At 63.9% G+C, this 6,447-nt stretch carries 6 protein-coding genes; all 6 read left to right on the top strand.

Features of this window, described 5'->3' with window-relative positions; genetic code table 11:
* Positions 1–352 precede the first annotated feature (352 nt).
* Positions 353–1,579: an ABC transporter substrate-binding protein gene (locus B5G20_RS07570; protein WP_087356296.1), complete on the top strand. Its 1,227-nt coding sequence runs from the start codon at positions 353–355 to the stop codon at positions 1,577–1,579.
* 118 nt (positions 1,580–1,697) lie between these two features.
* Positions 1,698–2,549 (top strand): branched-chain amino acid ABC transporter permease, encoded by an 852-nt coding sequence (locus B5G20_RS07565; protein ID WP_087356295.1) that lies wholly within the window; start codon positions 1,698–1,700, stop codon positions 2,547–2,549.
* A gap of 12 nt (positions 2,550–2,561) precedes the next feature.
* A complete protein-coding gene (locus tag B5G20_RS07560; RefSeq protein ID WP_087356294.1) occupies positions 2,562–3,707 on the top strand; it encodes a branched-chain amino acid ABC transporter permease in 1,146 nt (381 codons plus the stop codon).
* Positions 3,700–4,551 carry an ABC transporter ATP-binding protein gene (locus B5G20_RS07555; RefSeq protein ID WP_087356293.1) on the top strand — a complete coding sequence of 284 codons (852 nt, stop codon included), beginning with the start codon at positions 3,700–3,702 and terminating at the stop codon, positions 4,549–4,551. Before B5G20_RS07560 ends, B5G20_RS07555 begins: the two co-directional genes overlap by 8 nt.
* Before the next feature lie 10 nt (positions 4,552–4,561).
* Positions 4,562–5,263 (top strand): ABC transporter ATP-binding protein, encoded by a 702-nt coding sequence (locus B5G20_RS07550; protein ID WP_087356316.1) that lies wholly within the window; start codon positions 4,562–4,564, stop codon positions 5,261–5,263.
* A 433-nt stretch (positions 5,264–5,696) separates the two neighbouring features.
* Positions 5,697–6,419, top strand: coding sequence for an anti-sigma factor antagonist (locus B5G20_RS07545; protein ID WP_087356292.1), 723 nt, complete (start codon positions 5,697–5,699; stop codon positions 6,417–6,419).
* Positions 6,420–6,447: the final 28 nt, after the last annotated feature.

The following is a 6,447-nucleotide window of genomic DNA, read 5'->3' as shown; positions in this document are numbered from 1 at the left end:
GCCCCCCCCCGTGTCCTCAGGCGCCGGGCGCCGGCCCCGAGGCCCCTGCGGTGTCCCTACGGCCACCCTAGGCGAGGGCAGCTCATCGCCCCGTCCCGGCACCTGCTGAAACCAAGATGTAACACGGTTCTGTAGCTGCGGTTTGGCCTTAAAGCGCAGGTAAACTTTACCATAGCGCAGCCGTGCGGCCCGGGGAGGCACCCGTGTGGCCCCTGAGCGGCCCGGACGGCTTACCATCCGCGTAAAAAACGAGTAAGGTAGTCAGAAAAACGCGCCCATTGCCGCGGGCTCGAGCCCCGCGACACGCAGCTTAAAGGCAGGTCCTCGCGGCGCGTCAGGGAAGGAGAGCACCATGGCTTCATTCAACCTCAACCCCCAGATGAGCCGCCGCAGCCTGATCGCGGGCATGGGAGCGCTTAGCGCCGCTGGCGTGCTCGCCGGTTGCTCGGGCAACAGCGACGACACCTCCGCCGGCTCCGGCTCCTCTTCGGGCGACACCATCAAGGTGGGCATCCTCGGCCCGCAGTCCGGTAGCGTCTCGCAGTACGGCGTGGCCTGCGCCAACGGCGCTATGCTCTACTTTAAGGAGCTCAACGCCGACGGCGGTATCAACGGCAAGCAGGTCGACTACATCGTCGAGGACGAGAAGGGCGACGCCACCGAGGCCGTGAACGCCTACAACAAGCTCGTCGAGGCCGGCGTTGTGGGCATCGTGGGCGACGTCACCACCGGCCCGACCGTTGCCGTGGCTCAGCAGTCCGTCAACGACAACATGCCCTGCGTGACCCCCTCCGCCACCGCTGCGGACGTGGTGACCTACGGCACCAACTACTTCCGCGCCTGCATCACCGACCCTGAGCAGGGCCGTCTGATGGCAAACTTTGCCGCGGAGCAGGGCTATAAGAAGGTCGCCACGCTCTTCCTCAACGGCGACGACTACTCGCAGGGCGTAAACGACGCCTTTGTGGAGGAGGCCGAGAAGCTTGATCTCACCGTCACCACGCAGCAGTCCTACTCCGACGGCGACGTTAACTTCTCCGCGCAGATCACCAACATCATGGACACCAACCCCGACGCAATCCTCGTCCCCAACTACTACGAGGACGACGGCATGATCGTGACCCAGGCGCGCGATGCCGGCTACGAGGGCGCCTTCCTCGGCGTCGACGGCTGGTCGGGCATCGTGGGCGGCGAGTCCAACTACGCCGACCCGGCCGATCTGTACGACTCCTATTACTGCTGCGCCTTCAGCTCGAGCAACGACGACGAGTCCGTCCAGCAGTTCATCTCGGACTACACCGACGAGTACGGTGAGGCCCCGACGAACTTCTGCGCGCTCGGCTACGACGCCGCCATGGTGCTCACCAACGGCATCAAGTCCGCCGAGGAGCAGGGCCTCGAGCCCGGCACCGACGAGTACCTGCAGGCCGTGATCGACGGTATCGCCGCCGGCTCGGTTGAGGGCATCACCGGCAGCATCTCCTACGATGGCACCGGCGACCCGGTCAAGTCCTCGCTCATCATCGCCTTTAACGACGATGGCAGCGAGACCACCTTTGATACCATCGAGGCCGAGTAATCCTTCCGGTAAGGTACGTCCGGGGGCATCGGGCGCAGACGCCTGGTGCCCCCTTTTATGTTGGATAGGGCGGCTGCCCGTTCGCGCCGTCCGCAAGAAGGGGAGGAAGTGACGTGTCGTGACAATTCTCACGCAGGTGCTCAACGGCTTGCAGCTCGGTAGCATCTACGCGCTCGTTGCCCTGGGCTACACGATGGTGTACGGCATCATCTTGCTGCTCAACTTTGCCCATGGCGACATCATCATGGTGGGCGCGTACGTCTCGTGGCTGGTGATGGCGCAGCTGGGGCTCAGCCCCGTCATCGCTATCGTGCTCTCAATCGGGGCGTGCACGCTGCTCGGCGTGCTTATCGACAAGGTCGCCTACGCACCGCTGCGCAACGCGCCGCGCCTGTCGATCCTCATCACGGCAATCGGCGTGTCCTACTTCCTCGAGAACGGGGCGCAGCTGGTCTTTGGTGCCGATGCCAAGGTGGTGCCCTCGTTCACCGACCTCAGTGCCACCGGGGTGGGCATCCTCACCATTGTGGTGACGGCCGTATGCACCGTGGTGCTGACGCTTTTGGTGCAGAAGTCCAAGATTGGCAAGGCTATGCGCGCCGTCTCGGAGGACATGGGCGCCGCCCGGCTCATGGGCATCAACGTCAATCACACCATCTCGTTTACCTTTGCCGTGGGTTCCGCGCTCGCCGGTGTGGGCGCCGTCCTCTACACCATGGCCTACACCCAGGCCACCCCGACGATGGGCATGATGCTCGGCACCAAGGCCTTTGTCGCGGCGGTGCTCGGTGGCATCGGGTCCATCCCGGGTGCTGTGGTGGGTGGCCTGCTCGTGGGCTTTGCCGAGGTGCTCGTTACGGCCATCGGCCTTTCCACCTGGAAGGACGCCGTGGTCTTTCTGCTGCTCATCATCGTGCTCATCGTCAAGCCGACCGGTATCTTCGGTCGCTCGATGAGCGAGAAGGTATAGGGGGTGCACGCTATGGATACGCAAAACGCCGACGCGAGGCCGGTCATCTCGGCTCGCGCCTCCAGTGCGTCTGCAAGCGGGACGCGCAAGACGCTCCCCATGCCCGTGCGTTACGCCATCAACGCGGTGCTCGTGCTCATCTTCCTCGTGGTGGGTGAGCTCATGATCGACGGCGGCGTCATCACACGCTATCAGTCGACGGTGCTCGAGCAGGTGGGCATCTACATCATCCTCGCCGTGTCGCTCAACATCGCCACCGGCTACCTCGGCCAGCTGCCGCTCGGCCATGCGGGCTTTATGTCGGTGGGCGGCTACGGCTGCGCCATCTTTCTCACCCGCATGATGCCCGTGCTCGGCCTTACGGCGCGCGACTTTGTGACGGGCTCGCCCGTGTGTGTGTTTCTGCTCATTGGTGGCCTGTTGGTGGGAGGCGTGTGCGCGGCCATCTGCGGCATCATCATCGGTATCCCGGCGCTGCGCCTCAAGGGCGACTACCTCGCCATCATCACGCTCGCCTTCTCCGAGATCATCCGCGTGGTCATGCTCAACATCGACGCCGTGGTGGGCTTTAAGCTCACGGGCGGCGCTGCGGGCCTCACGGGCATCCCGGGCTACACCAACTTCCTCAACGTCTTTATTACCGTGGTGGTGGTGTGCTTCCTCATCCATACCATGATGAAGTCGCGCCACGGCCGGGCGATCCTCGCTATCCGCGATAACGAGATCGCGGCCGAGGCCTCCGGCGTTAACACCACCTACTACAAGACCCTGGCCTTTGTGGTGTCCGCGTTCTTTGCAGGCGTGGCGGGCGGCCTCTACGCGGGGTGCATCGGCGTTATGCAGCCGGCGGTCTTTGGCTTTATGAAGTCGATCGAGATTCTCGTTATGGTGGTGCTCGGCGGCATGGGCTCCATGCTCGGCTCGGTGATCTCGGCGACCTTCCTCACGATCCTCCCCGAGGCGCTGCGCGCGTTCTCCGAGTACCGCATGATCGTGTACGCGGTGGTGCTCATCCTCGTGATGATCTTCCGCCCGCAGGGCCTTCTGGGCTCGTACGACTTCTCGCTCTCGCGCATCATCGAACGCGTCATGAACCGCGACTTCCCCTGGAAGAAGAAGCAGACTGTGCGTGCCGAGGAGGTGAGTGCCGATGCCTAGCACCAATCGCAAGCGCTCCGCACTCGTGCAGCTCGAGACCCCGAACCTCATCCCCGAGCGCGATTTGGGCCACACTCCCGTGCTCGAGGCGCAGCACCTGGGGATCGAGTTCGGTGGCCTCAAGGCCGTGGACGACTTCAACATCGCCATGGGCCGCACCGAGATCTCGGGCCTCATCGGTCCCAACGGCGCGGGCAAGACCACGATCTTCAACCTCCTCACCAACGTCTACCGCCCCACGCGCGGCACGGTGCTGCTTGACGGGGTGGACACCGCTGGCAAGTCGGTGGCCGAGGTCAACAAGATGGGCATCGCCCGTACCTTCCAGAACATCCGCCTCTTTAACGACATGACGGTCGAGCAGAACGTGCTCGTGGGCTTTGGCAACGCCATGACCACGCACCTGCTGACCGACATGCTTCGCCTGCCCGGCCATTGGAAGCAGGAGGCGGAGTTTCACGAGCGCGCGCTCGAGCTGCTCGACATCTTTGACATGCGCGGTTTTGCCGACACGTGGGCGGGGAACCTCCCGTACGGTGCCCAGCGCCGCCTCGAGATTTTGCGCGCGCTCGCCACGGGCCCCAAGGTGCTCCTCCTCGACGAGCCGGCGGCGGGCATGAACCCCGCCGAGACCGAGGAGCTCATGGAGAACATCCAGAAGATCCGCGATGAATTTCAGATCGCGATTCTGCTCATCGAGCACGACATGTCGCTCGTGATGGGCGTGTGCGAGGTCGTGGGCGTGCTCGACTACGGGCGGATCATCGCCAAGGGCACCCCGGAGGAGATTCAGAACGACCCGAAGGTCATCGAGGCCTACCTGGGCAAGCAGGAGGTGAACTAGCGTGGCGACCATGCTTTCTGTGCAAGACCTGCATGTCTCGTACGGTGCCATCAAGGCGGTCCAGGGAATCTCGTTCACCATCAACGAAGGCGAGATCGTAACGCTCATCGGTGCCAACGGCGCGGGCAAGTCCACGACGCTCAACACCATTGCGGGCCTTCTTAAACCCGAGAGCGGCTCCATTGAGTTTTTGGGCGAATCGCTTGTGGGCGTGCAGGCGCACCGGATCGTGGAGCGCGGCATTGCGCTCTGTCCTGAGGGCCGGCGCGTCTTTATGCAGATGACCGTGGCCGAGAACCTCGACATGGGCGGCTACACCCGCAAGGAGTCCGAGAACCGCGAGGAGCTCGCGCGCATCTACGACCACTTCCCGAGGCTCAAAGAGCGCCGCAACCAGATTGCCGGTACGCTCTCGGGCGGCGAGCAGCAGATGCTCGCGATGGGCCGCGCGCTGATGAGCAAGCCGCGGCTGCTGATGCTCGACGAGCCCTCGATGGGCTTGGCGCCGATTCTTGTGCAGGAGATCTTTGAGATCATCAAGGCGCTGCACGAGCAGGGAACAACCATCCTGCTGGTTGAGCAGAACGCCCAGATGGCGCTCTCGATCGCAGACCGTGCCTACGTGCTCGAGACGGGCACCATCTCGATGAGCGGCGAGGCGCGCGCCCTGCTGAACGACGACCGCGTGAGAAAGGCCTACCTCGGCGGCTAACGGTCGCCTGGCGCTGCGCGGGCCCTGGGCCCGCTCGTTGTGCGTCGTCCTGGCGGGTATCTTGCCGTTCAGCTTCGAAGGCATGGCGCAAAGGCCTATGCCTTCTCGCTTCGCGGCAACCTGCCTCGCCAGGATGGTGCTTGTTGCGTTTGTGTGTGGCAAAGAAACCTGTCCCCATTGTCACGTGACAGTGGGGACAGGTTTCTTTGTCATATGGCGCGTGTCGGATTGTATCTAGTAGAAAGAATCGATCGAATTGTGGCCTAAAGCTGACTGATTCCTTCTAATAGATGGAATCAGTCAGGCAGAAGCCGGCACCCCGAGGCAGCGGCCTGAGTCATCGGCTCACGCCGTTCCCGCACGCCCGCGGCGCGTTCCGTGCCGTCTGCGGATAGGTTGATTAAGCGCACCCACCCCGGGGAACCATGAGCGTATGCGTGAATGGAACGACATAGCCGTGCTCGCGCCCGCGCGCGATATCGATCTTGCGTCGGTGCCCGGCCTGCGCGACGAGATGGATGCTCTCGTTGCCGCGGGTGGGCGCCGCATACTCGTTAACTGTGAGAACGTCGCCTTCATCGACTCCACGGGCCTGGCTTTTCTGCTCTCTCGTGCGCGGCGTCTCATGCAAGAGGGCGGGATGCTCTCCCTCGTTAACGTGTCGCCCGAGGTTGCGCGCTTTTTGCAGATTGCTCAGTTGCTCTCGATACTGCACGTAACGGGCCGCGAAAAGCCCCCGGTGCCTGTGCTCTCGGCGGGGACGCCGCCCCTGTGGAGCCGCAGCATCTCGGTTGCGGAGGGCGTGGAGAACCTCGGGCTCTATCGGCATCGGCTGGTGGAGATGATGGAGGAGCTCCCCATGGGCCGCGACGCCGTGTACGACACGGCGCTGGCGGCGGGGGAGGCGCTGGGGAATGCCTACGACCACGCAGGCGGAGCGGGCTGTGTGCTCAACGTGCGTGCCTATAGCGACCGCGTGGTGATTGAGGTGTGCGACTGCGGCTGCGGCTTTGAGGTGGCCCCGGGTGAGGAGATCCACGAGAGCGAGGAGCGCGGGCGCGGCATCAAGCTGATGCGCATGCTCGTGGACAGCGCCGAGGTCCGCCGGCGGACCGACGTACAGGGCACCATGGTGAGGCTCGTAAAGCTGTTCTGACGCTGGGTGGCGACGGCCTGGTGGCGTC

It is taken from the genome of Collinsella sp. An7, assembly GCF_002159335.1.
Lineage (GTDB): Bacteria > Actinomycetota > Coriobacteriia > Coriobacteriales > Coriobacteriaceae > Coprousia.
The sequence above is the reverse complement of the archived record's forward strand: the minus strand, read 5'-3'. Positions and strand labels throughout refer to the sequence as shown.